This window comes from Mesorhizobium sp. P2_C7, from assembly GCF_056404515.1.
This window is the reverse complement of the sequence record NZ_JBFUDW010000012.1, coordinates 176,047-200,667: the sequence shown is the minus strand read 5'-3', so window position 1 is coordinate 200,667 and position 24,621 is coordinate 176,047. Positions and strand designations below refer to the sequence as shown.

Below are 24,621 nucleotides of genomic sequence, written 5' to 3'. Positions count from 1 at the left end.
TCGTCCGTCAGAGCGTATCCGCGGATCGCTCCGCCTGAAATTCGGTTACTTCTTGGCGTTCTGGTTCGCCACAGGCTCGCCCTTGACGCGCACATCGGCGATCGTCGAACGCAGCGCGGTCACCTTGGTGCCACCGCCGAGGTCGATCTCGAGTTCGTTTTCGTCGATCACCTTGGTCACCTTGCCGACGAAGCCGCCGCCAGTGACGACCGTGTCGCCGCGACGAACCGCGGCCAGCATCTCGCCGCGCTTCTTCAGCTGCGTGCGCTGCGGCCGGATGATCAGAAAATACATGATCACGAAAATCAGGACAAACGGCAAAATGCTGATGAACATGTCGGGAGAAGCCCCAACGCCTTGGGCGTATGCCGGTGTCACGAACATCGAGGTACTCCTGAATTTTGAAAACAGCCGCCACCCGTCCTTGTGGAGTTTGGCGGCCCCTTGAAATTTGGCCGGAATATAGTCGGTAAAGCTGCCAATGCAACTGCGTGGCCGGCCAAATCGGCTGCTTTTCCGGCCTGTTGAGCCGTGTTAGAGCATGATCGCGAACAGCACGAGCCGGTTTTCGGAAAAGATCACGCTCGAACAAAAGGTTGCAACCGGTTTCGAACCCGACGGAATCGGCACGCTCCCCACTTCAAAACGCGAAAAACAAAAGACCGACATGACCGACAGCAGCATTGACGCCCTCAACAAGAAGCTCGACAGCCTGATCGAGGCGGTTAGCCGCCTCGCCCCGCCGCCGGTGCCTGAAACGGACATCGGCGGGGCCGACTGCTTCGTCTGGCAGGCCGATCCCGGCTATCTGGAGCCGGTGCGGAAGGTCAACCGTGTCGACATCGGCCTGATCCGTGGCGTCGACCGCGTCCGCGATATCCTTGTCGACAACACCGAACGCTTCGCTGCCGGCTACGCAGCCAACAACGTGTTGTTGTGGGGCGCGCGCGGCATGGGCAAATCGTCGCTGGTCAAAGCCGTGCATGCGGAGATCAACGCCAGGGCCAAGTCCGACCTGCCGCTGAAGCTGATCGAAATCCACCGCGAGGACATCGACACTCTGCCGAAGCTGATGGGACTGCTGAAGTCAGCCCCCTTCCGCTTCATCCTGTTTTGCGACGACCTCTCCTTCGACCACGACGACACCTCCTACAAGTCGCTGAAGGCAGCGCTCGAAGGCGGCGTCGAGGGCCGTCCGGCCAACGTCATCTTCTACGCCACCTCGAACCGCCGTCATCTCTTGCCGCGCGACATGATCGACAACGAGCGCTCGACCGCCATCAACCCGTCCGAAGCGGTCGAGGAGAAGGTCTCGCTCTCAGACCGGTTCGGCCTATGGCTCGGCTTCCACAAATGTTCGCAGGACGAATATCTCGACATGATCGACGGCTATGTCCGCCATCACGATCTTGCCGTCGATCCCGAGACGTTGCGCGCCGAAGCGCTGGAATGGGCGACGACGCGTGGCAGCCGCTCGGGCCGCGTCGCCTGGCAGTTCACCCAGGACCTAGCTGGACGGCTCGGCAAGCCGCTCAAGGATTAGGGTCGGAGAAAAGCCACTGAAAAAGCCCGCTCCTTGCGGGGCGGGCTGAGCCGGCGGGCCGGACTGGAGGTCAGACGGCCCGCAAATCGCTTTCTTGTTCTATTCGAGACAGCCCGACTATTCGAGATAGCCAGAGGGGTCGACCGGGGCGGAGTTCTTGCGCACTTCGAAGTGCAGCTTCGGCGAGTCCGTCGTGCCGCTCATGCCCGACAGCGCGATTTCCTGGCCGCGCTTGACCTTCTGGCCGCGCTGCACCTCGATCGAGCTGGCATGGCCGTAGACGGTGACCAGGCCGTTCTCGTGGCGCACCAGCACCGTGTTGCCGAATTCCTTCAGGCCATCGCCGGCATAGATGACGACGCCGTTCTCGGCCGCCTTGACCGGCGTTCCCGTCGGCACGGCGATGTCGACACCGTCCTTGCCGGAGCCGAAACCGGAGATCACGCGGCCGCGCACCGGCCACCGCATCTTGCCGATGCCGGTTGCATCCGGTGCAACTGCGTCGTCGTCTTCGGCCTGCTGGATGACCTTCGTATCTTTCTTCGGCGGCGTGTAGGACGCCAGCGTTTCCGACGGCGTCGTCTTTGCCGCGGGCTGCGTGGTCGCCGTTGTCACCGGATCGATCTTCGCCGGCTTGGCACTGGCGACGGTCGCGGTTCCGCCGGCCGGCACCTTCAAGGTCTGGCCGATCTTGAGCAAGCCGTCCTTCATGCCGTTGGCCTGCTTCAGCGCAACGGTGCCGACACCGGTCTTCCTGGCAATCGAAGAAAGCGTGTCGCCCGACTGGACCGTGTAGGTTCCGGCAGCGCCGGTCGCCTTGGTCGCGGCCATCTGCGGCTTGGGCTCCTTGGGCTGGCTTGCGGCGGCCGAAGTATCGACCTGAACGGCGGACTTGCCCTCCTTAAGCTTGGGCTGCTGCGGCAGGACGGCGACCTTGTCCGGTGCGGTGGCCGGCAGGTCGTGCTTGCCGTTTTTCGCCGGCTTGGCGTCGGCGACTTTCGCTTCCGACTTGCTGGAATAGGCATAGGCCGGGATGACCAGCTTCTGGCCGGTCTTCAGCCCCTTGGTCGGGCTCAACCCGTTGACCTTCATGATCACGTCGGCCGGCACCTTGTAGTGCTGCGCCAGGCCAGAAATCGTTTCGCCATCCCTGACGACGATCTCGGTTGCATGCGGCGTTCCGGCCGCCGCCACGCGTGGCGCGTCGGGCTGCGCGACCTTGAACGGCGATGCCGCCGGAGCGACGGTGCCGGTCGTGGTCCGGTCGACATGCGGCGCCGGGGCCAATGCGGTGCGTACCGGCTTTGCGGCAGGCGCGAGTGCCGGAGCCGGCTGTGCCTGGGCAACGGGCGGAGGCAGCGGCCGCGTCGAGACCGGTTCGAGACTGGAGCGGCTGACCGACTGCGTATGGCTGCCGTCGACCGGAGCAGCCTCGACATCGCCCGGATAGGCCTGCACGGCGTCCTGCTTGTTGATGATGGCGCGCTGGTTGTTGGTCGACGAGGTAAAGACGTCATCGACGCTGTTGAAGCGTGAGGCCTGGGAGCTGCATCCTGCAGCAGCGCCTGCGACCATGAGTACGGCACAACCACGCATCAGGTTGCGTCCGTTTGTCTTCAAAACACTGAGTTGCATCGCACTAACCCGCACATACCCGGTACAAACTAGGCATGATTAAAGCGCGTTAATGTTACTCGTCGGTTAACCCCATAGAATCCGATGCGAATTTTCTTAAAATATTTGAGATCGCTTGGAGAGTGCCGAAGCTATGCTCAGGCCGGGCTGGCTAAGTCGACTCGCCGAACCGAATGCAGCGGTTTGCGGGCTCACAATTCGCAGGCCGGCGCCGCATGAAATATCACTCTAAATGACGGCGGCGACGCTGCGCAGGATCGGCTGCAGGCGCACGAGGCCGATGTCTTCGCGTTCGAACCGGCTGCCGACCTTGGTCAGCTTGGCCAGCACCTGTTCGCCCTCTTCCGGTCCGATCGGGGCGATGACGATGCCGCCGCTCGACAATTGGTCGAGCAGGAAGCGCGGCAGGCTGTCGAAGGCAGCCCAGGCGACGATGCGATCGAACGGCCCTTCGTTCGGCAGGCCGCCGGAACCGTCCGCCTGGCGCACGATGACATTGCCGATGCCGAGCGCCTCGAAGCGCTGCCTGGCCTGCTCGACAAGCGTCTTGTAGCGGTCGGTGGTGACGACCCGCGCCGCCAGCCGCGACATCACCGCCGCCGTGTAGCCGGAACCGGTGCCGATCTCGAGAACGCGGTTGCCCTGCTCGATGGCAAGGGCTGAAATCACCGCCGCCTGCAGGTCGGCACCTTCGATCGCCTCGCCGCATTCGATCGGCAGCATGCGGTCCGACCAGGCGATCGGATGGTACTGGGCGCCAAGGAAACCGCGCCGCGGCGTCGCCTCGAAGGCCGCGATCAGGGCCTTCGGCACCGTCCCCCTGCCGCGCAAACGCAGCAGAAAGGCAGCAAAACCTTCGCGGTCGTCGGTTGGGAGGCCCTGGTTCATGCAAGCGCCTTGCTCAGTTGGTCTCGGATTTCATGCGCGGTGAGGTCGAGCTGCAATGGCGTCACCGACACCAGCCTGTTGCGCAAGGCATGGAGATCGGTGCCTCGCTTGCCTTCGACCGGCTCGCGGCCGAAACGCAGCCAGTAGTAAGGCAGGCCGCGCCCGTCGCGGCGCTCGTCGACCCACAGGCTGTGCACGAGCTTGCCTTGCGAGGTCACCACCGTACCGGCGACTTCTTCAGGAAGGCAGTTCGGAAAATTGACGTTGAGCAGCACGCCGTCCGGCAGCGGCGTCGCCACCAGTTTCTGCAGCAATGCCGGCGCCAGCGCTTCGGTCGTCTCGTAGGGAACGACCCGATCCTCGCCGACATAGCTGTAGCCCTGGCTGAGCGCGATCGAGCGGATGCCGAGCAGCGCGCCCTCCATAGCGCCGGCGACGGTTCCCGAATAGGTGACGTCGTCGGCGATGTTGGCGCCGGAATTGATGCCGGACAGGATCAGGTCGGGGGCGCCGGGCAGGATCTTCCTGACGCCCATGATGACGCAATCGGTCGGCGTGCCACGCACGGCAAAATGCTTCTCGCCGATCTTGCGCAACCGCAGCGGCTCGGAGATCGACAGCGAATGCGCATAACCGGACTGGTCCTGTTCCGGCGCCACCACCCAGACATCGTCGGACAGCGTGCGCGCAACCCGTTCGAGCGACGCCAGGCCCTCGGCGTGAATGCCGTCGTCATTGGTCAGCAGGATGCGCATTATTTCGATTCGATCTTTTCCCGGCCGCCCATGTAAGGCCGCAGCACTTCAGGAATGGTTACGCTGCCATCCTCATTCTGGTAGTTTTCGATTACGGCTATGAGCGCGCGGCCGACCGCGGTGCCCGAACCGTTGAGCGTATGGACGAAGCGGTTGCCCTTGCCGTCCTTGTCCTTGTAGCGGGCGTCCATGCGGCGCGCCTGGAAATCGCCGCACACCGAACAGGACGAAATCTCGCGATAGGCGTTCTGGCCAGGGAGCCAGACCTCGATGTCATAGGTCTTGCGCGCGCCAAAGCCCATGTCGCCGGTGCACAGCGTCATGGTGCGGAACGGCAGCCCGAGCCGCTTCAGCACTTCCTCGGCGCATTGCGTCATCCGCTCGTGCTCGGCGAGCGACGATTCCTGGTCGGTGATCGACACCAGTTCGACCTTGTAGAACTGGTGCTGGCGCAGCATGCCGCGCGTGTCGCGCCCGGCGGAACCTGCCTCCGACCGGAAGCACGGCGTCAGCGCGGTATAGCGCAGCGGCAGTTTTTCATGCGCTGTGATTTCTTCGCGCACGAGATTGGTGAGAGGCACCTCGGCGGTGGGGATCAGGCCAAGCCTGCCCTCACCGTGCGCCGTGAAGAACAGATCCTCCTCGAATTTCGGCAACTGGTTGGTGCCGAAAAGAACGTCGTCCTTGACCATCAATGGCGGGATGACTTCCTCATAGCCATGCTCGGTCGTGTGCAGGTCGAGCATGAACTGGCCGAGAGCCCGTTCCATCCGCGCCAGTCCGTTCTTCAGCACCGTGAAGCGCGACCCTGAAAGCTTCGCCGCGCGCTCGAAATCCATCATGCCGAGCGCTTCGCCGATCTCGAAATGCTCCTTCACCCAATTCGGACGTGTCGGCAGCTTGCCGACGATATGCTTGACGACATTGTCGTGCTCGTCCTTGCCGACCGGCACATCGTCGAACGGCACGTTGGGCAGCACCGCCAGCGCATCGTTCAGCGTCTTGTCGAGCTCGCGTTCTCGCGCCTCGCCATTCTGGATGAAGGTCTTGATCTCGCCGACTTCGGCTTTCAGCCTTTCGGCAAGCGCCGCGTCGCCCGAACGCATGGCGTTGCCGATCTCCTTCGAGGCGGCGTTGCGGCGCTCCTGCTTGGTCTGCAGCTCCGTGACGTGTTCGCGCCGCGCCTCGTCCGAGGCGATCAGCCCATCGACCGTGGACTGCGCCTCATCGGCCGACCACGAGCGCTTCACCAGCGCCTCGACAAGGGCCTTCGGGTTGTCGCGAATCCATTTGATGTCAAGCATGGTTTGAACGCTCCTGGGTAGCATGTCGCCCAAAAGTGCGCAGCGGTTGACATGCTTCAAACAAAACTGAAACGCATCGCCACGATGGCGATGCGTTTCAGCCAGAGGGCGTAAACCGCATCGTTGATCGATGCAAGATCAGGCGTGATCAAGCCAGGGCTTCGAGCTCGCTTTAGCGCGCTTTACCGGTGATGGCGCGAGAGCCGGAAATAAAAAACCCGCCTTGCGGCGGGTCGTTGGCGCAAATCAGCACCATGCCCAAATCTATAGCATAATTGCCGTCACAATGCAATCGATGCCAAGCCCGCCGCCCCCCCTGCGGGGGCAGCCCCATAGCCTATGTGGAAGACGCGTCCGCCGGCTTTTCGGCCACCTCTTCGGCCGCGTCCTGCTTCTCGCGGGCCACACGCTGCTTTTCCTGATCGCGTTCGATCAGCCGCGCAGCCCAGATGGAGACCTCGTAGAGCAGGATCGTCGGAATGGCCAAGCCGATCTGGCTCATCGGGTCGGGCGGCGTCAGCACCGCCGCGACGACGAAGGCAATGACGATCGCCCATTTGCGCTTTTCGGCCAGCGCCTTCGACGACAGCATGCCGACGCGCGTCATCAGGCTGGTCACCACCGGCAGCTGGAACACCAGGCCGAAGGAGAAGATCAGCGTCATGATCAGGCTGAGATATTCCGACACTTTCGGCAGCAGCGATATCTGCACCTGATCGTCGGTGCCGGCCTGCTGCATGGCGAGGAAGAACCACATCACCATCGGCGTGAAGAAGAAATAGACCAGCGATGCGCCCATCAGGAACAGCACCGGCGATGCGATCAGGAACGGCAGGAAGGCGTTGCGTTCGTTCTTGTAGAGGCCGGGCGCGATGAACTTGTAGATCTGCGTGGCGATCAGCGGAAAGGCGATGACCATGCCGCCGAACATGGCGAGCTTCACCTGGGTGAAGAAGAATTCCTGCGGCGCGGTGTAGATCAGCTCGACCTTGTGCGGATCGAGCCCGGCCCACTTCGTCGCCCATTTGAACGGGACGACCAGCAGGTTGAAAAGCCTCTTGGCGAAGAAGAAGCAGACCAGGAAGGCGACGAAGAAGCCGCCGAGCGACCAGATCAGCCGCCGGCGCAGCTCGATCAGATGCTCCATCAGCGGGGCCGACGATTTCTCGATCTCGTCTCTTTCCTTGTCCGAAACGCTCACTTGGCGGCTCCAGCCGTCTTCTTGGCCGCCGGCTTCTTCGCCGCGGCAGGCTTCGGTTCAGCTTTCGTCCCAGTCTTGGTAACGATTGTCTTGGTAACGATCGGCTTGGTAACGATCGGCTTGGTCGCGACCGTCTTGGCCGCAGTGGGCTTCGCAACCTTTTCAGGCTTTACCGCCGCCTTGGACGCAGGTGCGGCCTTGGCGGTCGCCGCCTTTGCCGGCGCGGAAGCCATCGTGCCATTTGCCGACGCCTTGGCAGGCGCTTTTGCCGGAACAGCCGTGGCCACTTTCTTCACCGCCGACGCCTTCGCCGCGACAACCGGTTCAGCTGGCACTGACGCCGTCACCACCGATTCATCGGTCATTGCCGGGAAAATCGGCGCTGCTGGTGCGGCTTCCGGCCCGCTGACGCCAGGCATGGTTGTCGCGCCGTTCTTCAACGGCTCGGCCGCCTGCGGCGTCGAAGCGGCTGGCGCTGTCGGATCATCTGCTGGCTTGGGTTTCATCACCGCGTCGACGCCTGAGCGCACATCGGCCGCCGCCTGCTCGAACGGATTGAGCTGCTTCCTGATCTCGGACATCGGGCTGAGGCCCCTGAGCTCGTCGACCGACTTCTTGACGTCGTCGAGCTCGGCTTCCTTCAGCGCCTCGTTGAACTGCTTCTGGAAGTCGGCCGCCATGGCACGCAGCTTGGCCGTCGTGCGGCCGAAGGTGCGCAGCATATTGGGCAAATCCTTGGGCCCGACGACCACGATCATGACGATCGCGATGACCAGCATTTCGGTCCAGCCGACTTCAAACATGGCACTCTGTTCCGACTAGAACCTTTGGCTCAGCTCTTGCTGGCTTTTTCCTTCGCGGCCGAAACGGTCTCGTCGGCGCGGTGTTCGACGGTGCGCTTGTCTTCGGCAACGTCGTCGTCCGCCATACCCTTCTTGAAGCTCTTGATGCCCTTGGCCATGTCACCCATCAACTCAGGGATCTTGCCGCGGCCGAACACCAGCAGCACGATCACGAGCACGATCATCCAGTGCCAAATCGAAAATGAACCCATAGCAAATCTCTCTCGAATGTTTTCCCTGGCGATGATCTATGCGTTTTCGCGTTGGGATTCAAACACAACTGCGACAGAGTTTATGAAAGGGTGGCGGATGTCACGCATTTTCGGCGTGATGGCCCGCTACGAATCCGCGCATCCTCGACAGATTGGCCGCGATTGCCAGTCAATCTTCCGTGACGCGCGGCGTCAGCAGGCCGAGTTCCTCGAGGTCGATGTCGGTCAGCGCATCCTCGTCGTCGGCCAGCGCATCGGGATCGGCCGGCGGCTGCGGAATGGAGAAATTCGACGGCATGCGGCCCGAAAGCAGCCCTGCCCCCTTCAGTTCCTCCATGCCGGGAAGGTCGCGGATTTCCTCCAGCGCGAAATGGTCGAGGAAGGTCTCGGTCGTGCCATAGGTGACAGGGCGTCCCGGTGTTTTGCGCCGGCCGCGCATGCGCACCCATTCCGTTTCCAGCAGCGTGTCGAGCGTGCCTTTCGAGGTTTCGACGCCCCTGATGTCCTCGATCTCGGCGCGCGTCACCGGCTGGTGGTAGGCGATGATCGCCAGCACTTCGAGTGCGGCGCGCGACAGCTTGCGCTGCTGCACCGTGTCGCGGCTCATCAGGAAGGCCAGGTCACCGGCGGTGCGGAACGCCCAGGCGTCGCCGACGCGCACCAGATTGACACCGCGCCGCGCATAGATCTGCTGCAGGTCGGCCATGGCCAGAGCGATGTTGATGCCGTCTGGAAGGCGCGCCGCCAGCTGCTTTTCGCTGACAGGTTCAGTACTGGCGAACACGATCGCCTCGGCCATGCGCACGGCTTCCGCCATATAGAGGCGCTCGGCCGGGTTCTGGACCTGCTCGGCTGGTTCCTGGGGAAACAACTCCCCTTCCGTTTCATCATCGACCTTGAACGGGATAACCGAAGCGTTGGCGCGCTCGCTCATGATGCCACCTCGACTGCCTTGATTGCCTGTGCGCGGCCGCGCAGGTAGATCGGCGCGAACACGTCGTCCTGCCGCATGTCCATCTTGCCTTCGCGCACCAGTTCCAGCGTGGCCGCGAACGAACTGGCGATCGCCGTCCGCCGCTCCTCGGGGCTGGTCATGTACTCGATCAGAAAACTCTCCAGCGCCGTCCAGTCGCGCACCGCACCGACCAGCCGGGTCAGGATGTCGCGGGCGTCCTTGAGCGACCAGACACCGCGCCTGGCGATCGTCACATTGTTGATCGCCTGCTTCTGCCGCTGCTGGGCGTAGGCGGTCAAAAGGTCGTAGAGCGAGGCCGAATAGGCGTTGCGCTTTTCGATGATGACCATTTCCGGCATGCCGCGCGCGAACACGTCGCGGCCGAGCCGGTTGCGGTTGACCAGACGCGCCGAGGCGTCGCGCATTGCCTCAAGCCGCTTCAGCCGGAACTGCAGCACCGCCGCCAACTCCTCGCCGCTTTCGCCCTCGTCGCCCGGCTGCTTGGGAATGAGCAGCTTCGACTTGAGGAAGGCCAGCCACGCCGCCATCACCAGATAGTCGGCGGCAAGCTCGAGCCTGAGCGCCCTCGCCGTCTCGACAAAGGTCAGATATTGCTCGACCAGCGCCAGGATCGAGATCCGCGCCAGATCGACCTTCTGGGTGCGGGCAAGATGCAGCAGCAGATCGAGAGGACCTTCGAAGCCGGCCACGTCGACGACCAGCGACGGATCGCCGGTGACGCGGGAATCGTCGTTCTCGGCCCACAGACGGTCCATCGGTGCGGCCTTCGCGGCCTTGCTTTCCAATGTTTCCGCCACTTTCTCTCGCTTCCTTTGTCAGGCCACCGCATCGAAATAGGTGGCGAATTCTGCGCGTATCTCGGTTTCTTCAGCCGCGTCGTGTTTCTTGATATAGGTCAGCGCCCGTTTTGCGCGCTCCAGTGACCTGCCCTCAAGCCCCGTGGTGCGCGACGCGATGCCGGCCATTTCCTCGAAAACACCGTTGCAGTGAAGGACCAGATCGCAGCCCGCCGCAAGGATCGAGGCCGCCTTTGTCGGGAAATCCCCAGAAAGTGCCTTCATCGAGGTGTCGTCGCTCATCAGCAGTCCGTCGAAGCCGATTTCACGACGGATGATCTCGTCGATGACCTTGCCGGAGGTCGTCGCCGGGTTCTTGGGGTCGATGGCGCTGTAGACGACATGCGCCGTCATCGCCATGGGCAGATGGTTGAGCTCCCGGAACGGGGCGAAATCATGCCGTTGCAGATCGCTGAGCGACGCATTCACCGTCGGCAATTCGAAATGCGTGTCGGCAAGGGCGCGCCCATGGCCGGGAATATGCTTCATCACAGGCAGCACGCCGCCCGACATCAGCCCTTCTGCGGCAGCACGGCCGAGTTCGATCACCGGTCGCGGCTCCTTGCCATAGGCACGCGCGCCGATGACGTCGCTGGCGCCTTCGATCGGCACGTCGAGCACCGGCAGGCAATCCGCCGTGATGCCGTAGCGCAGCAGGTCGAACGCATGCAGCCGTGCCATCAGCCAGGCCGCGCGGGCGCCGGCATCGTGATCGTCGCGCCACAGCGCGCCAAGCGCGCCACCGGCCGGATAGTTCGGCGCCAGTGGCGGCCGCAGGCGTTGCACCCGGCCGCCTTCCTGGTCGATGAACACCAGCGCGTCCGGACGCCCGATACAGTCGCGCATCTCGGCGACCAGATCGCGGATCTGCTCGGTCTCGCCGATGTTGCGCGCAAACAGGATGAAGGCCCACGGGCATTCGTTGCGATAGAAATTGATTTCTTCGCGAGTGAGCGATTTCCCGGCACAGCCGAGGATCATGGATTTTGATTCGGTCATGACGGGAGTTTAGGGCTTCGCGCGGTCAAAGGGAATCGTCCCCCGCCGCATGCGCTTGAAGACAGATCTCATCCACATGAAAAAGCCGGCGCGGTCTGAGACCGCGCCGGCTTTGATTGGTTGACTCAGTTGCTAGCGCGAGACGAAGCAATTGCCGCCGGCAGCCTTGTAGCTGGTGCACAGGTTGATCGCGTCGTTGCGCGACTTCGCCGGAACGCGCACACGGTAGAACGTGCCCTTGCCGGCAATCTCCGCCTTGACGATGTTGGCGGTGCGGCCGGAAAGTACGCTGCCGTAGCGGCGCTGCAGATCCTGGTAGCTGGACTGGGCGCTTTCGACCGTCGGCTGCGAAGCGATCTGCATCGACCACGAACCACCGCCGGTCGCGGTCGATCCCGGATCGATGGATGCAACCTGGTCGGGCTTGACCTCGCCGACAACATCAACTGGCTGGTCGGACGGGCGCTGCGGCGCGACCGGAACCTTGGCAGGCGTGTTTGCCGATTGGGCCTTGGCCTCAGCCTTGGGCGCCGCGGCCGGTTTGGCTGCCGGCTTGAGGGCCGGCTCGTCGTCTGCCTGGGCGGTGGCGGGCGTCACGGTGCCGGTCTGGTCCGCATCGGCCTGGGACGACGGGGTAACTTGCTGCGGCGCCGGGTCGGCCGGCTCAGCGGCCGCCACTTGCGGTGCGGCGGGCGCCGGATCATCACGCGGCACCAGCGAACCGTCTGACTTGACCACCATGGTCCTCACCTTGCGCGGCGCAACGGCGACGACATCGGCGTTGGTGCCCTTGTCGGCCTCCTGCAGCACCTGCGCGATGCGATCTTCGGATTTCGGTGCCGGCGCCGCGTTATCGGCCGGCGCCGCGCTGGCGGCCGGCGCGGCATTGGCGACCGGCGCGGCGTTGCCGTCGTCCGCTCCAGTTGCCGCGGCGTTCTGGTCAGCGGAAAGATCGATCGCGCGAGCGGGATCCTTGGCCTGCACATCCACCGGCTCTTCGACGTTGGTGACCAGTTTATCCTGGACAGGCTCGGCGGGCTTGGTCCCCTTGACCACCGCGTCGTAAACCTTGTTGTCCTGGTTCGGCACCACTGTGCCGCCCGGATTTTCCGGCTTGACCTTGATCGGCGCGTTGTCGGCCTTGACGATCACCGGTGCATCGCTGCCGCCCTTGCCGCCGAAAGACAGCGCAAAGGCGCCGAGGCCGCCAGCAACCGCCACCGCGCCGACAACCGCCGCAATGAACAGGCCACGTCGGCGCGAGGGCCTCGCGGCCTCCCGCTCGCCGAGACCCGGAACAGCCATAGCCTCATCCAGTTCGGGATCGTAGTCGAGTTCGTCGACGGTGAAATCGTCCGCCTGTGAAACCGGCTGGCTGCCGGGCAGATTGTTGAGGTCGAAGCCAGCCGCATCCGCATAGCCAGCCGACGCTGTCGCGCGGGCAGGCATTTCGGCCGGCCTCGCCGCATAGGTCCGCGCTTCCGGCTGATAGGCCGGCTTGACCCCGTCATAGCCCGGCTTGACCCCGTCATAGCCCGGCTTGACCCCGTCATAGGCCGGCTTGATGGCGTCATAGGCCGACTTGGGTTCCTCATAGCCGGCATTGTGGGATTCATCGCTATAAGCGGCACTGCTTGCGGGAGCAGGAGCGACCTCCACCGAATTCATCTCGGTGAGAAGGCTGGAGAATTCCGCGTCGAGATCGTCATAGGCAGGCGTCGCCGGCTGGTCTTCCTCGAAGTGCAGTTCCGGGATGTCGAGATCGTCCGCCAACGCCACGACACGCTCGGGCACGTCGATCGTCTCGACATCGGGCATGTCTTCGTAATGCGAGGACTGTCGCGGTTGCGGCACGGATACAGGGGCTGCAGGGGCGACGGTCTCGACCGGCTCGCTCGAACGGTAGGATGGCACTGCGGCGACTGCCGGCGCCGCGGCCCAGGGTGTTATCGAAGCGGTCGGCTGAGCATTAAATGCCGGCTGCTGCGGAACCGGCGTCACGCGGCTCCACGAACGGGTCGGCTCCGTCGGCTCGGAGCGTTCCGCCAGCCAATCATGAGAATCGTCCTGATCGTGCCGAGAAGCGGCTGCGTCGCGCGTATCCAGGCTGTTCGCCAAAGCCGCGTCGAACGCATCATCGTCGAAATCGACATCGCCTTGCGCGGTGACATGCGAGCGCTGATCCTGCTCCTGCAGGTCATCGAGCTGTAGAACGTCGAGATCCGAGTCGGCGGCCTGGACAGCTTCAAGGCGGTGCTGCTCCTCAGGTGCGTGTCCGTCGATATCCCATTCGAGGTCGGCGAGATCGGCCGGCTCCTCAGTGGTCTCTGCAACTGCGGCGACGGGCGGTTGAGCGGCGACGACGACCGGCCGAGCCAGGACGGGCTCCCTGGCCACCGGCACCGGGCGCGCGGTCATTGCACCCAGCAGCGCATTCAACTCGTCTTCCAGGCTTCGTTCATCCGCGATCAGCGAATCCGCCGGCTCGGCCGCAACGGCGGCTGGCGCCAGCGGCTGGACCGCAGCGGCGGCAACCACGGCGACCGGCTCTTCGGCCGTTTCGGCAAACGAGTCGTCCAGGTTCAGGTCGAACCCATCGTCCAGCGAGCCTTCAGCGCCGGAAATCTCGCCCTTCACGTCCGCGGTATCGGCAAGCACATCATGAGCTTCCGGCTCCTGGAAGGCGACCGGCTCATCACGACTGTCAAAATCCATATCGACATCAGCCATGGCGTCGTCGAAATGACCGGCAAAATCCTCGCTCGAGATTGCCTGGGCGTCACGCGCAGTCGCTTGCGCCGGCATGGCGTACTCGACAGGTTCCGAAGCCGCCGGTTCAGCAGCCGCGTCGGACTGCTCCACGGCCCAACGGTCGTCGAGTATCAGCTCGTCTTCGAGCGAGATCGCATCGTCGAATTCAGGATCGGAGGCCGGCCCAACAGCAGCAGGCTCGACAGCAGCAGGTGCRTCGGCAATGGCGGCGGCGTGCCGGACTTCGTCGGCTTCGTCGTCAATCTGGAAGTCCTGATCGAGCGACGCGGCAAGCTCGTCCTCTATCGGCTGGTCGTCCTCGAAGGGCGAAACGTCTTCGAGCGAACTGGCGACGGCATTGTCGAAATCGGAATCGAAAGCCGGCTCTATGGCTGGCGCGGTTTCGGCAGCGTCCAAATCGGCATGGCTGGCGACATCCGCATGGCTGGCGACCGGTGCGTGGTCGTCGAGATCCGCCATGTCCAGGTGGAAATCGTCGTCGAGCGACATCGCAAGATCGTCGGCCATCGCGCTGGCCTCGGCTGTCGGCTCATGCGCCTCGGCGACTGGAGCGGCGTCGCTGTCGTCAGCGCCGAACTCGCCCATCAGTTCCTTCTCGAGATCGATTTCGAAATCGTCCTCTTGCGCCGGCTGATCGGCGACGGGCGCTTTCGGCTGGACGGGCGCTTGCGGCTTGACCGGCTGGCGCGGGTCGAATCCCATGATCCTGGTCAGTTCCGCGAACGGATCATCTTCAACGATGTCGTTGTTGTCGGCTACTCTCAGCTGGGTTCTATCTGCCATTATTGTTCCCGAACTCGCACTCATTCGGACGCCATGGACGTCGCGTAGGGTTGGCCCTTACCAGCGCAATGTGGGCAAAAGGTGACAGGTTTTTTAGTCAAACCTAACGCATTTCGGTGGGCGCGGCGGCTCCGATCAACGTCAGGCCGGACGTCAGAACGTCCGAGACAGCCTGCACCAGCCCTAGTCTGGCATGCGTCAATTGTCGGTCGTTAACCTTAACAAAACGTAAGTCTGGATTTTCCGTGCCACGGTTCCAGTGTCCGTGGAAACTAGAAGCCAGATCATAAAGGTAAAATGCCAGCCTGTGGGGCTCCAGCGCAAGTGCCGCCGACTCGATCAAACGCGGATATTCTGCAAGCTTGCGGATCAGGCCGATCTCGCCCTCGTCGGTCAGCAAGGTCACGGCGGACGCCAGGCTGTTGCGGTCGAAATTGGCCTCGCCCAGTTGCTCGCTTGCCTGCCGGAATACCGAATGGCAGCGGGCCGAGGCGTACTGCACATAGAACACCGGATTGTCCTTGGACTGCTCGGTCACCTTGGCGAAGTCGAAATCGAGCGGCGCATCGTTCTTGCGGTAGAGCATCATGAAGCGGATCGCGTCGCGGCCGACCTCCTCCACCACTTCGCGCAGCGTCACGAAATCACCCGACCGCTTCGACATGCGCACAGGCTCGCCCTCGCGAAACAGCTTCACCAATTGGCAAAGCAGCACGGTAAGCTTCACCCTGTCGCCGGCAATCGCGCGCGCCAAGGCCTCCAGCCGCTTGACATAACCACCATGGTCGGCGCCGAGCACATAGATCAGGTCGACGAAGCCGCGATCGATCTTGTCCTTGAGATAGGCGACGTCGGCGGCGAAATAGGTGAACGAGCCATCGGACTTGACCAGCGCCCGGTCCATGTCGTCGCCGACGGCGGTCGAACGGAACAGCGTCTGCTCGCGATCCTCCCAGTCGTCGGGCTTCTCTCCCTTGGGCGGCGGCAGCTTGCCCTTGTAGATGTGACCCTTCAACGTCAGGTCGCTGATTGCCGAGCGGATCTTCTTGGCGTTGTCGGCGTGCAGCGTGCGTTCCGAGAAGAACACGTCGTGATGCACGTTGAGCATAGCCAGATCCTCGCGGATCATCGCCATCATCGCATCGATGGTGCGGTCCTTGACGATGGCCAGCGCCTCGTCATCCGGCATCTCCAGCAACGAGCGGCCAAACTCCCTGGCCAGCGCCTCGCCGACAGGAACCAGGTAATCGCCGGGATAAAGTCCTGCCGGAATCTCGCCGATATCGTCGCCGAGCGCCTCGCGATAGCGCAGCATAGCCGAACGGCCGAGCACGTCGATCTGCGAGCCGGCGTCGTTGATGACGTATTCCTTGGTCACGTCGTAGCCGGCGAAGGCCATCAGGTTGGCGAGCGCATCGCCAACCACCGCGCCCCGGCAATGGCCGACATGCATCGGGCCCGTCGGATTGGCCGAGACATATTCGACATTGGTTTTCCTGCCACCACCAACCGTCGAGCGGCCATAGTTGCGGCCTTCGCCAAGCAGCGCGGTCAGATGCGCCTGCCAGAAACCGTCCCTGAGCCTGAGATTGACGAAGCCGGGCCCCGCGACCTCGGCGGCGGCAACATCCTTGTCCCCACGCAGGGCCTGCGCCAGTCTTTCGGCCAGCGCGCGCGGATTCTGGCCGGTCGGCTTGGCCAGCACCATCGCCGCATTGGTCGCCAGGTCGCCATGGCTGGCGTCGCGCGGCGGCTCGACGGCAATGCGCGACAGGTCCGGCGAAACGCCATCATTGTCTTTAAGATCAAGCGCTTCGACGGCTTTTATGATTCGCGCGGTGAAATCGGCGAAGATGTTCATTTGGACTGGCTCTGGCGGCTTTGTAGCGAATCCGGCTCGTTGGCCGGCAAAATCGAGCCCGCCCTAGCTCAAATCCGGGGTGCGGTCAAACAAACGCCGATGTTCCTTGAGCGCGTAGGTGTCGGTCATGCCGGCCAGGAAGTCGGCGACGCTGCGCGCCTTGATGCGATCGTCGGCCCGATCGAGCCCCTCTCGCCAGCCGTCAGGCATGGCGCGCGGGTCGGCGAAATAGACGTCGAACAGGTCCCTGACGATCTGCTCGGCGTCGGCGCGCACCCGCATCACCTCCGCGTGCCGGTAGAGGTGCTTGTAGAGGAAGGCCTTCAGTTCTTTCTCGAAGGCAGCCATTTCGGTCGAAAAGGTCACCATCGTCTCCCCGGCTGCCCTCACCGCGTCCGCGCTCTGCGGCTTGATCCGGTCCAGATTGGCAGTGGTCGAAACAATGACATCCTCGACCATGGCGGTGATCTGGCGCCGCATCAGTTCGTGGCCGGTGCGCACGTCATCGAGCGCCGGATAGCGGGCGCGCACGCCCTTGAGGATCGTTCCCGGCAGCGAGACCGTCTCCAGCATGTCCAGCGTCAGCACCCCTGCCCGCAAACCATCGTCGATGTCATGGGTGTTGTAGGCGATATCGTCGGCGATCGCCGCGCATTGCGCCTCGATGCCGGCAAACCGGTCCAGCTCGAGATCGTGCAGCTCCGAATAATCGCGGATCGCCTGCGGCACCGGCCCTTTCAGGCCCTGGCCATTGCCATCGGTCAGCGGTCCATTGTGCTTGACCAGGCCTTCCAGCGTTTCCCAGGTCAGGTTGAGCCCGTCGAATTCGGCGTAGCGCGCCTCCAGCCTCGTCACGATGCGCAGCGATTGCGCATTGTGGTCGAACCCGCCCCAGGCAACCATCTTCTCGTTCAGCGCGTCCTCGCCGGTGTGGCCGAACGGCGTGTGGCCGAAATCATGCACCAGCGCGACGGCTTCGGCGAGGTCCTCGTCGCCGCGCAGCGCCCGCGCCAGCGCCCGCGCGATCTGCGCCACTTCGATCGAATGGGTCAGACGTGTGCGATAGTGGTCGCCTTCATGCGCGATGAAGACCTGCGTCTTGTGTTTCAGCCGCCGGAACGCCGTCGAATGAATGATGCGGTCGCGATCGCGCTGGAACGGCGTGCGGGTCGGGCTTTCGACCTCATCGAAAAGCCGCCCGCGCGACTTTGCCGGATCGCAGGCATAGGCGGCGCGTGGCCGATAGCCGAATCCGATGTCGCCCAACTCGTTGGTCATGATCGATGCCGCAATTGATTGGTCTAGTTGACTTGGCCGCTCGCGCTTCATACCTATCATGTGAAACCGAAAGCAAGGTGACGCCCATGGGCGCGGATGCCAAGACTGCCATGAAAGTCGACATGACCGAGGCCGCCGCCAGGCGGATCGCCAAGATTGTCTCTGGCGAAGCTGGCAAGACGGCGCTGCGCGTTTCGGTCGAAGGCGGTGGTTGTTCCGGCTTTTCCTACAAGTTCGACCTGGTCGACACGCGCAACGACGACGACGTCGCCATCGAGAAGGATGGCGCCACGGTGCTGATCGATGATCTGTCGCTGGTCTATATGGGCGGCTCGGTGATCGACTTCGTCGACGACCTGATGGGCCAGTCGTTCCAGATCCGGAACCCGAACGCCGTCGCCTCCTGCGGCTGCGGCACGAGCTTCAGCATTTGAAGATATGAGACCGCTTCTCAAGGGCCATGAGGATCCGGTTACGGTTCTTCTCGCCCGCGAGATGGAAGCAATTACCGATGCGGATATCGTTGGTTGGGCAGGCCGTCACGCGGCACCCCTGTCCTATGCCCAAGATTCCGACTACATCCAGCTTGTGCGATTGAATCCACGCAATCCCGCCAGTGGGGGCAAGCCCCGACAGCATCTAACGTCGTTGGTTCTCCGCGCCTTTCCCGAATTCGACCGCAAATCCCGAGCAGCCCACCAGATAGCCCGGACGCTGTTCCTGAGGCGCATTCGCAGTTACCTGGATGGCGATCTCGAACCCATGCAGATTTGTCTGATGGTGGCGCCGATTGAAGTCAGATACGACTTTCCACCTTGGCTCGGCGACCTCTACAACGCCTGCGACTGGATGGACGAACGCACCACACGAGAAGAGGCACCGCATCTGCGGAAAGCAATCGAACAGATTCTCGCCGAATATGCCGAACAACAGCCCTTTGAGGATCAGTGACATGGGCCGTGTCGGTGCGGTCCGCCAGATCGCGCTGTCGGCCGGACGTGACCTCGACGTAACGCTGGCGTTCTGGCGCGAAGTGCTCGGCATGGCCGTGCATGCGCGCTTCGATCCGCCGGGCATTGCCTTCATCATGGCCGGCGATGTGCGCTTGCTGTTCACCGACGGCGTACCGGCGGGAACCGTCTATCTCGACATGTCAGGCCTCGACCATTTCCATGCCGAGGCAAAAGCCGCGGGCGTCCCCTTCACCGCGTCGCCGACGCTCGTCCATAACGACACCGAAGGTCAGTTCGGTCCGGCGGGGGAAAGCGAGTGGATGGCCTTTCTAAAGGACCCGGCAGGCAATACGATCGGCCTGGTCGAACGCCATCCGCCGCAAGAACCCCACTGAACAGCATCGAGACCGCCATGAAAATCGTAACCTGGAACATCAACGGCGTGCGCGCCCGCATCGGCAACCTGACCCACTGGCTGACCGAAAGCGCGCCCGACATCGTCTGCCTGCAGGAGATCAAGACGGTCGACGACCAATTCCCGCGCGCCGAGATCGAGGCGCTTGGCTACAATGTCGAGACCCACGGCCAGAAGGGCTTCAACGGTGTCGCCATCCTGTCGAAACTGCGCTTCGACGAGGTCAATCGTGGTCTGCCCGGCGACGATGCCGACGAGCAGGCGCGTTTCATCGAAGGCGTTTTCTCGACCGACAAGGGCGCGTTGCGCATCGCCTCGCTCTATCTGCCGAACGGCAATCCGATCGATGACGATAAGAAGTTCCCCTACAAACTATCCTGGATGGAGCGGCTGGAGCGCTGGGCACAGGAGCGGCTGAGGCTGGAAGAGGCCCTGGTTCTGGCCGGCGACTATAACGTCATTCCCGAGCCGATCGACGCCAGGTTTCCGGAGAACTGGCTGGGCGATGCGCTGTTCCAGCCGCAGACGCGGCAGGCTTTCCGCCGGTTGCTCAATCTTGGTTTCACCGAGGCGGTCCGCGCGGTCACCGACAGGCCCGACACCTACACGTTCTGGGACTATCAGGCCGGCGCCTGGCAGAAGAACAACGGCATCCGCATCGACCATCTGCTGCTGTCGCCGGAAGCCGCCAACCGCTTTTCCGCGGCCTCGATCGAAAAGCATGTGCGCGCCTGGGAAAAGCCGTCCGACCACGTGCCGGTGGCGATCGACCTCGCGCTGCAGCCGACCTGACGGAGACCCTGTCCAGCAGGCCCTGACGCCGGACACGCAGGCATTTGACCTCATATGGCCACATTCCGGCGCATGATGGGGGATCATCATGGCGGCCGGGGTTCCCATGAGCATTCGAATTGTTCTTTGTCCGATCGGCTTGGCATTTGCCATGGCCGCGGTCGTGCCGGCTTTCGCCGCCCCCGAATGTCTTGCCAATGGAAAATCGTATTCGGTTGGTCAGGTCGCCTGCCTGACGGTCGCCGACCAGAGCCATCTTGCCCGCTGCGACATGGTGCTCAACAACACGTCGTGGACCAAGGTCGGGGACAGCTGTCCTGAAAACACGATGGCGCCGCATCTCCATGTGACGCCGATCTCAACGCCGGCCCCCAGCATGGTGCCGACGGAACCGACCGAGAATTGATCAAAATCGAGCACCTCTGGTAAGGCCAGCGCAGGCCGCGAGCCTACTGGTCCGCGCTGCCGCCCTTGGTGAGGATGTCATCGGCCAGCGAGATCGCGGTGCGGCGGTCGGCTTCGCCGGCGGTGGCAAATGCCTCTTCCTGCATGCCGCGGATCCACGGCTGGTCGGCCGGCGAAGCGCGTTCAAGCGCAGCCGTCATCATCGCCAGGCCGCGAACGATCTTGCCGCTCTGGAACAACAAATGGCCGAGCGTCGCCTGGGCGCCGGCATGGCCCTTCTCGGCGGCAAGCTGGAACCAGCGCCCGGCCTGCTTGACGCTGGCCTTCACCCCGCCCTCGCCCTTCAGGAACATCTGACCCATCTCGAACTGTGCGTTCGGATTGCGGTAGTTGGCGGCGGCGCGCATGTAATATTCCTGGGCCGCCACCTCGTTCTCGGTGACCGGGCTGCCGGGAATGCCCTTGCGCAGATAATCGCCAAGCGCCACCAGCGCGTCCGAGACATAGCTTTCCTCGGGCGAGCCGGGCTCGACATCCTGGTCGACGATCTCCGAGAAGAACTTGAACGCCTCATAGTCATCGCGCGCCACGCCGTCGCCCTCGGCATACATGCGGGCAAGCTTCCAGGTGGCGCCGATCTGGCCGTTCTCGGCGGCGTATTTATAGGCCTCGGCGGCCTGTTCCTTGTGGCCGTTCTTGTAGGCGGAAAAGCCGAATTGGAACACCGCCCATGGGCTGGATTGCGGCTTCACGCCGGTCTTGTCGTCGAACACCTTGTCGTCAAAGGCCATGGCCTGGCCCACGGCGCCAAAGGTCGCGCCAAAAGTGGCGAACACGACCAGTGCCGAAAAGACAGACGACCTCAACAACTCAGATGTCCGCATAACAATGTGTTTCTTTCGCACCGCCCGGATGGGTGACCGCGCCATCGCGCGCCGACCCAACCGTCTGTGCATATTTCCATATCGCGCCCGACTGATAGTCGGTCGTGCGCGCCTTCCAGGTCTTTGCCCTCGCCGCCAATTCGCTATCGGACAACGCCACATCGATCGTGCCGTTCACGGCGTCGATCGAGATCACGTCACCATCCCTGAGCAGCCCGATCGGGCCGCCCACCGCTGCCTCGGGCCCGACATGGCCGATGCAGAAACCGCGCGTCGCGCCCGAAAAGCGCCCGTCGGTGATCAGCGCAACCTTGCCGCCCATGCCCTGGCCGTAGAGGGCTGCCGTCGTCGACAGCATCTCGCGCATGCCTGGGCCGCCGCGCGGCCCCTCGTAACGGATGACGATCACCTCGCCTTCCCTGTAATCTCGCTTCGTCACCGCTTCGAAACATTCTTCTTCCGAATCGAAACAGCGCGCCGGGCCGGAGAACTTCAACTCCGACATGCCGGCGACCTTCACGATCGCGCCTTCGGGGGCGAGGTTTCCCTTCAACCCCACGACACCGCCGGTTTGGGTAATAGGTGTGTTGGCCGGGCGGACCACATCCTGATGTTCATTCCAGGCAACGTGCTCCATATTTTCGGCCAAAGTACGGCCAGTCACCGTCATGCAGTCGCCATGCAAATAGCCGTGGTCGAGCAGCGTCTTCATCAGGAGCGGAATGCCGCCGGCCTCGAACATGTCCTTGGCGACATATTTGCCGCCCGGCTTGAGGTCTGCGATGTAGGGCGTCTTCTCGAAGATTTTCGCCACGTCGAACAGATCGAACTTGATGCCGGCCTCGTGGGCGATCGCCGGCAGGTGAAGTGCGGCGTTGGTCGAGCCGCCGGTGGCCGAAACCACAGTCGCCGCATTTTCCAGCGCCTTCAACGTGACGATGTCGCGCGGCCGGATGTTTTTGGCGATCAGTTCCATGATCTTTTCGCCCGAGGCGAAATTGAAACGGTCGCGCATCTCGTAGGGCGCCGGCGCGCCGCAGGAATAGGGCAGCGCCAGGCCGATCGCCTCGGCAACGGTGGCCATGGTGTTGGCGGTGAACTGGGCGCCGCACGAGCCGGCCGACGGGCAGGCCGCCTGCTCGATTTCGAGCAGCTCGGTGTCACTGATCGTGCCGACCGAGTGCTGGCCAACCGCCTCGAACACGTCCTGCACGGTGATCTGGCGGCCGCGATAGCTGCCGGGCAGGATCGAGCCGCCATAGATGAAGATCGACGGCACGTTGAGACGCACCATGGCCATCATCATGCCGGGCAGCGACTTGTCGCAGCCGGCCAGCCCAACCAGCGCATCGTAGCAGTGGCCGCGCATGGTGAGTTCGACTGAATCGGCGATGACCTCGCGCGACACCAGCGACGACTTCATGCCCTGGTGGCCCATGGCGATGCCGTCGGTGACGGTGATGGTGCAGAATTCGCGCGGCGTGCCGTTGGCGGCCGCGACGCCCTTCTTGACCACTTGCGCCTGGCGCATCAGCGAAATGTTGCAGGGCGCTGCCTCGTTCCAGCAGGACGCGACGCCGACGAGCGGCTGCGCAATCTCGGCCGCCGACAATCCCATCGCATAGAGATAGGAACGGTGCGGTGCACGCGCCGGACCGACGGTCACATGGCGGCTCGGGAGCTTGGCCTTGGAAATAACTTTGGCGTCCATACTCTTCCTTGCCGCGGGCGGTGCGGCCTGCCCCATCGCCGAGCCTTTTGGCGCGTGTCCCGAGACAAGATCGAGGTGCGCCGGGTTTATGGCGGGAAATGGGCAATTTCCCTAGCCTGACTTCTAGCGCAGGGGTTGTTCAGAAAGTGTTGCCAAAACGTCACAATCGCACGAGGCGAAAGCGCTGCGGCTTATCTGCAACGTAGCTTGGATGCCAGGGCCCAAACGGCGCCGGCCCAAACAAAAAAAGCCGGGCAATGCCCGGCCTTTTTTCTTTTCACTTCAGATGGTTACCACTTGACCTTCAAGGAAGTGGAGATCGCCGAAACAAGATCATTGCCAAAGTCTGCGGTGTATTCGGTACCGTAGGTAACGCCGTCACTGCCGACGACCGAATGGATCGATCCGCTGGTAAGCACGCCCAGCGCGCCACCGAGACGAATTTCGATGTTCTGGGTCGGCGTGTAGGCCACGCCGCYGCTCACCGTCCAGGTGTCGGTCTGCGCGCTCAGGCCGGTGGTCGTACCACGATCCCAGGTGAGAACCGCCGCCCCACTCCACTGATCGTTGAATTTGTGGCCGATGCCACCGGAAACCGTCCAACCATCGCGATAGAGCAAGTCAAGCGAGGTGGCGCGCACAGGGCTGGTCGTCGTGCAGGCAATGAGCCCCTGGGTTGAGGTCGGGCAAAACGGAATGCTCTGCAGATCGCTCCAATTCACCCACTTGATGGATCCAAAGGCCAACCAGCCGGGAGCGATGCCTGACTGAAGCTTGAGTTCAACAGAGTCCGGAACCTGCGAGGAACCATAGACGTCAGTGACGTTGCCCAGAAGCGGATTTGCGGGATTGATAAGCCCAGGCACCTGGGTCAAATCAAGCGTTCCACTCAAATTGTCGAGCTTGACCGACGAATTGTAGACCAGGCTGGCGCGCAAGGCGATGTCCGGGATCTCATAGGCGACACCGGCACGCCATCCCCATCCATCTCCTTGGAGATCAAGGCGGCCAATGCCTGTGCCGAGAAAGGCGGGAATGGGAGCAACCAACTGTTCCTTGAAACCCGAAACGTCCTCATGGAACACGCCGCCGATGAAGCGAAACTGACCTTTGCTGAGGTCCATTTTGTAAGAACAGGTCGCGCTGAAGGCTTTGCTCTCTACCTTCGTCTCGACATTGCTTTGTGCACCCGCCCAGTTCGCACCAGGATTGCTGAATGCACCGATTGGCTGGGAGTAGTCGCCCAGGCAATCGACCGGTCCCATGCCGATCTTGATGCCGCCGTAGGGCACCCAATAGCTTTCGGTATCGCGCGCCGTGCTGGATTTGCCCAGCGCATTGAGATTGCCGTCAGATGGATCCGTATCCGTTGCATTCTTCAGGTCTCGTTGCGGCATCACATAGGTGCCGGAAAGCTCGCCTGTGACCTGCGCCGGATCGAACAGCAAGTCGATGTCGTAGCCGCCGCGCTCTAGGCCGCCAGCATGCGCCGAGTTCAACGCCGTCCCGATCAAAGCCAGCGAAAAGCACCCCGCCCCCAGCAGTGCTTTATGTCGCAAAATAGTCATGAATGTCC

23 protein-coding genes are annotated in these 24,621 nt (G+C 63.0%); 6 read left to right on the top strand and 17 right to left on the bottom strand.

From position 1 onward, the window contains the following. Positions 1-45 precede the first annotated feature (45 nt). Positions 46-384 (bottom strand): preprotein translocase subunit YajC, encoded by a 339-nt coding sequence (yajC, locus tag AC1D2G_RS24080; protein WP_477227411.1) that lies wholly within the window; start codon positions 382-384, stop codon positions 46-48. A 283-nt stretch (positions 385-667) separates the two neighbouring features. Between yajC and AC1D2G_RS24075 the strand changes: the two genes are divergently transcribed. Then, a complete protein-coding gene (locus tag AC1D2G_RS24075; RefSeq protein WP_477417082.1) occupies positions 668-1,543 on the top strand; it encodes an ATP-binding protein in 876 nt (291 codons plus the stop codon). A 117-nt stretch (positions 1,544-1,660) separates the two neighbouring features. Here AC1D2G_RS24075 and AC1D2G_RS24070 read toward each other — a convergent pair whose 3' ends face one another. From AC1D2G_RS24070 to AC1D2G_RS24010, 13 genes are all read right to left on the bottom strand, one after another. Next, positions 1,661-3,178, bottom strand: coding sequence for a peptidoglycan DD-metalloendopeptidase family protein (locus tag AC1D2G_RS24070; protein WP_477417080.1), 1,518 nt, complete (start codon positions 3,176-3,178; stop codon positions 1,661-1,663). A 228-nt stretch (positions 3,179-3,406) separates the two neighbouring features. Beyond that, positions 3,407-4,066 carry a protein-L-isoaspartate(D-aspartate) O-methyltransferase gene (locus AC1D2G_RS24065; protein ID WP_477417078.1) on the bottom strand — a complete coding sequence of 220 codons (660 nt, stop codon included), beginning with the start codon at positions 4,064-4,066 and terminating at the stop codon, positions 3,407-3,409. After that, positions 4,063-4,821 (bottom strand): 5'/3'-nucleotidase SurE, encoded by a 759-nt coding sequence (gene surE / locus AC1D2G_RS24060; protein WP_477417076.1) that lies wholly within the window; start codon positions 4,819-4,821, stop codon positions 4,063-4,065. The genes AC1D2G_RS24065 and surE overlap by 4 nt, the downstream gene beginning before the upstream one ends. Further along, entirely contained in the window at positions 4,821-6,125 is a 1,305-nt protein-coding gene (gene serS / locus AC1D2G_RS24055; RefSeq protein ID WP_477417074.1) for a serine--tRNA ligase, read from the bottom strand. The genes surE and serS overlap by 1 nt, the downstream gene beginning before the upstream one ends. A 337-nt stretch (positions 6,126-6,462) precedes the next feature. Then, the gene (gene tatC / locus AC1D2G_RS24050; protein WP_095087699.1) at positions 6,463-7,326 is read right to left on the bottom strand and encodes a twin-arginine translocase subunit TatC; all 864 of its coding nucleotides are present in this window, start codon (positions 7,324-7,326) and stop codon (positions 6,463-6,465) included. After that, on the bottom strand, positions 7,323-8,129 hold the full coding sequence (tatB, locus tag AC1D2G_RS24045; RefSeq protein WP_477417072.1) for a Sec-independent protein translocase protein TatB: 807 nt from the start codon (positions 8,127-8,129) through the stop codon (positions 7,323-7,325). The genes tatC and tatB overlap by 4 nt, the downstream gene beginning before the upstream one ends. 29 nt (positions 8,130-8,158) lie before the next feature. Next, positions 8,159-8,380, bottom strand: a complete 222-nt coding sequence (locus AC1D2G_RS24040; protein WP_095087696.1) for a twin-arginine translocase TatA/TatE family subunit — start codon at positions 8,378-8,380, stop codon at positions 8,159-8,161. A gap of 169 nt (positions 8,381-8,549) precedes the next feature. Then, entirely contained in the window at positions 8,550-9,314 is a 765-nt protein-coding gene (gene scpB / locus AC1D2G_RS24035; protein ID WP_477227417.1) for an SMC-Scp complex subunit ScpB, read from the bottom strand. Beyond that, positions 9,311-10,111 carry a segregation and condensation protein A gene (locus AC1D2G_RS24030; RefSeq protein ID WP_477417159.1) on the bottom strand — a complete coding sequence of 267 codons (801 nt, stop codon included), beginning with the start codon at positions 10,109-10,111 and terminating at the stop codon, positions 9,311-9,313. Before AC1D2G_RS24030 ends, scpB begins: the two co-directional genes overlap by 4 nt. A gap of 60 nt (positions 10,112-10,171) precedes the next feature. Next, on the bottom strand, positions 10,172-11,191 hold the full coding sequence (nagZ, locus tag AC1D2G_RS24025) for a beta-N-acetylhexosaminidase (RefSeq protein ID WP_477417070.1): 1,020 nt from the start codon (positions 11,189-11,191) through the stop codon (positions 10,172-10,174). Between the two features lie 132 nt (positions 11,192-11,323). After that, on the bottom strand, positions 11,324-14,746 hold the full coding sequence (locus AC1D2G_RS24020) for an SPOR domain-containing protein (protein ID WP_477417068.1): 3,423 nt from the start codon (positions 14,744-14,746) through the stop codon (positions 11,324-11,326). Between the two features lie 103 nt (positions 14,747-14,849). Further along, positions 14,850-16,607, bottom strand: coding sequence for an arginine--tRNA ligase (argS, locus tag AC1D2G_RS24015; RefSeq protein WP_477417066.1), 1,758 nt, complete (start codon positions 16,605-16,607; stop codon positions 14,850-14,852). A gap of 63 nt (positions 16,608-16,670) precedes the next feature. After that, positions 16,671-17,885, bottom strand: a complete 1,215-nt coding sequence (locus tag AC1D2G_RS24010; RefSeq protein ID WP_457150640.1) for a deoxyguanosinetriphosphate triphosphohydrolase — start codon at positions 17,883-17,885, stop codon at positions 16,671-16,673. An 86-nt stretch (positions 17,886-17,971) separates the two neighbouring features. Between AC1D2G_RS24010 and erpA the strand changes: the two genes are divergently transcribed. From erpA to AC1D2G_RS23985, 5 genes are all read left to right on the top strand, one after another. Then, positions 17,972-18,319, top strand: coding sequence for an iron-sulfur cluster insertion protein ErpA (gene erpA, locus AC1D2G_RS24005; protein WP_027024881.1), 348 nt, complete (start codon positions 17,972-17,974; stop codon positions 18,317-18,319). A 4-nt stretch (positions 18,320-18,323) separates the two neighbouring features. Further along, complete coding sequence (locus AC1D2G_RS24000) at positions 18,324-18,836, top strand: hypothetical protein (RefSeq protein WP_477417064.1); 513 nt, start codon at positions 18,324-18,326, stop codon at positions 18,834-18,836. A gap of 1 nt (position 18,837) precedes the next feature. Next, on the top strand, positions 18,838-19,233 hold the full coding sequence (locus tag AC1D2G_RS23995; RefSeq protein WP_477417062.1) for a VOC family protein: 396 nt from the start codon (positions 18,838-18,840) through the stop codon (positions 19,231-19,233). 17 nt (positions 19,234-19,250) lie between these two features. Then, positions 19,251-20,045, top strand: coding sequence for an exodeoxyribonuclease III (gene xth / locus AC1D2G_RS23990; protein WP_477417060.1), 795 nt, complete (start codon positions 19,251-19,253; stop codon positions 20,043-20,045). An 88-nt stretch (positions 20,046-20,133) separates the two neighbouring features. After that, positions 20,134-20,451: a hypothetical protein gene (locus tag AC1D2G_RS23985; protein WP_457150636.1), complete on the top strand. Its 318-nt coding sequence runs from the start codon at positions 20,134-20,136 to the stop codon at positions 20,449-20,451. Between the two features lie 43 nt (positions 20,452-20,494). Here AC1D2G_RS23985 and AC1D2G_RS23980 read toward each other — a convergent pair whose 3' ends face one another. The 3 genes from AC1D2G_RS23980 to AC1D2G_RS23970 form a co-directional block, all read right to left on the bottom strand. After that, positions 20,495-21,334 (bottom strand): tetratricopeptide repeat protein, encoded by an 840-nt coding sequence (locus AC1D2G_RS23980; RefSeq protein WP_095087686.1) that lies wholly within the window; start codon positions 21,332-21,334, stop codon positions 20,495-20,497. Then, positions 21,321-23,045 (bottom strand): dihydroxy-acid dehydratase, encoded by a 1,725-nt coding sequence (gene ilvD / locus AC1D2G_RS23975; protein ID WP_457150635.1) that lies wholly within the window; start codon positions 23,043-23,045, stop codon positions 21,321-21,323. Before ilvD ends, AC1D2G_RS23980 begins: the two co-directional genes overlap by 14 nt. 290 nt (positions 23,046-23,335) lie before the next feature. Continuing rightward, the gene (locus tag AC1D2G_RS23970; RefSeq protein ID WP_477417058.1) at positions 23,336-24,613 is read right to left on the bottom strand and encodes an OmpP1/FadL family transporter; all 1,278 of its coding nucleotides are present in this window, start codon (positions 24,611-24,613) and stop codon (positions 23,336-23,338) included. Between the last annotated feature and the right edge of the window lie 8 nt (positions 24,614-24,621).

What these genes read in the sequence shown, in the direction of transcription:
- yajC (WP_477227411.1), bottom strand. Translation starts at nt 384, where the DNA reads ATGTTCGTGACACCGGCATACGCCCAAGGCGTTGGGGCTTCTCCCGAC.
- AC1D2G_RS24075 (WP_477417082.1), top strand. Translation starts at nt 668, where the DNA reads ATGACCGACAGCAGCATTGACGCCCTCAACAAGAAGCTCGACAGCCTG.
- AC1D2G_RS24070 (WP_477417080.1), bottom strand. Translation starts at nt 3,178, where the DNA reads ATGCAACTCAGTGTTTTGAAGACAAACGGACGCAACCTGATGCGTGGT.
- AC1D2G_RS24065 (WP_477417078.1), bottom strand. Translation starts at nt 4,066, where the DNA reads ATGAACCAGGGCCTCCCAACCGACGACCGCGAAGGTTTTGCTGCCTTT.
- surE (WP_477417076.1), bottom strand. Translation starts at nt 4,821, where the DNA reads ATGCGCATCCTGCTGACCAATGACGACGGCATTCACGCCGAGGGCCTG.
- serS (WP_477417074.1), bottom strand. Translation starts at nt 6,125, where the DNA reads ATGCTTGACATCAAATGGATTCGCGACAACCCGAAGGCCCTTGTCGAG.
- tatB (WP_477417072.1), bottom strand. Translation starts at nt 8,129, where the DNA reads ATGTTTGAAGTCGGCTGGACCGAAATGCTGGTCATCGCGATCGTCATG.
- AC1D2G_RS24040 (WP_095087696.1), bottom strand. Translation starts at nt 8,380, where the DNA reads ATGGGTTCATTTTCGATTTGGCACTGGATGATCGTGCTCGTGATCGTG.
- scpB (WP_477227417.1), bottom strand. Translation starts at nt 9,314, where the DNA reads ATGAGCGAGCGCGCCAACGCTTCGGTTATCCCGTTCAAGGTCGATGAT.
- AC1D2G_RS24030 (WP_477417159.1), bottom strand. Translation starts at nt 10,111, where the DNA reads ATGGACCGTCTGTGGGCCGAGAACGACGATTCCCGCGTCACCGGCGAT.
- nagZ (WP_477417070.1), bottom strand. Translation starts at nt 11,191, where the DNA reads ATGACCGAATCAAAATCCATGATCCTCGGCTGTGCCGGGAAATCGCTC.
- argS (WP_477417066.1), bottom strand. Translation starts at nt 16,607, where the DNA reads ATGAACATCTTCGCCGATTTCACCGCGCGAATCATAAAAGCCGTCGAA.
- AC1D2G_RS24010 (WP_457150640.1), bottom strand. Translation starts at nt 17,885, where the DNA reads ATGACCAACGAGTTGGGCGACATCGGATTCGGCTATCGGCCACGCGCC.
- erpA (WP_027024881.1), top strand. Translation starts at nt 17,972, where the DNA reads ATGGGCGCGGATGCCAAGACTGCCATGAAAGTCGACATGACCGAGGCC.
- AC1D2G_RS24000 (WP_477417064.1), top strand. Translation starts at nt 18,324, where the DNA reads ATGAGACCGCTTCTCAAGGGCCATGAGGATCCGGTTACGGTTCTTCTC.
- AC1D2G_RS23995 (WP_477417062.1), top strand. Translation starts at nt 18,838, where the DNA reads ATGGGCCGTGTCGGTGCGGTCCGCCAGATCGCGCTGTCGGCCGGACGT.
- xth (WP_477417060.1), top strand. Translation starts at nt 19,251, where the DNA reads ATGAAAATCGTAACCTGGAACATCAACGGCGTGCGCGCCCGCATCGGC.
- AC1D2G_RS23985 (WP_457150636.1), top strand. Translation starts at nt 20,134, where the DNA reads ATGGCGGCCGGGGTTCCCATGAGCATTCGAATTGTTCTTTGTCCGATC.
- AC1D2G_RS23980 (WP_095087686.1), bottom strand. Translation starts at nt 21,334, where the DNA reads ATGCGGACATCTGAGTTGTTGAGGTCGTCTGTCTTTTCGGCACTGGTC.
- ilvD (WP_457150635.1), bottom strand. Translation starts at nt 23,045, where the DNA reads ATGGACGCCAAAGTTATTTCCAAGGCCAAGCTCCCGAGCCGCCATGTG.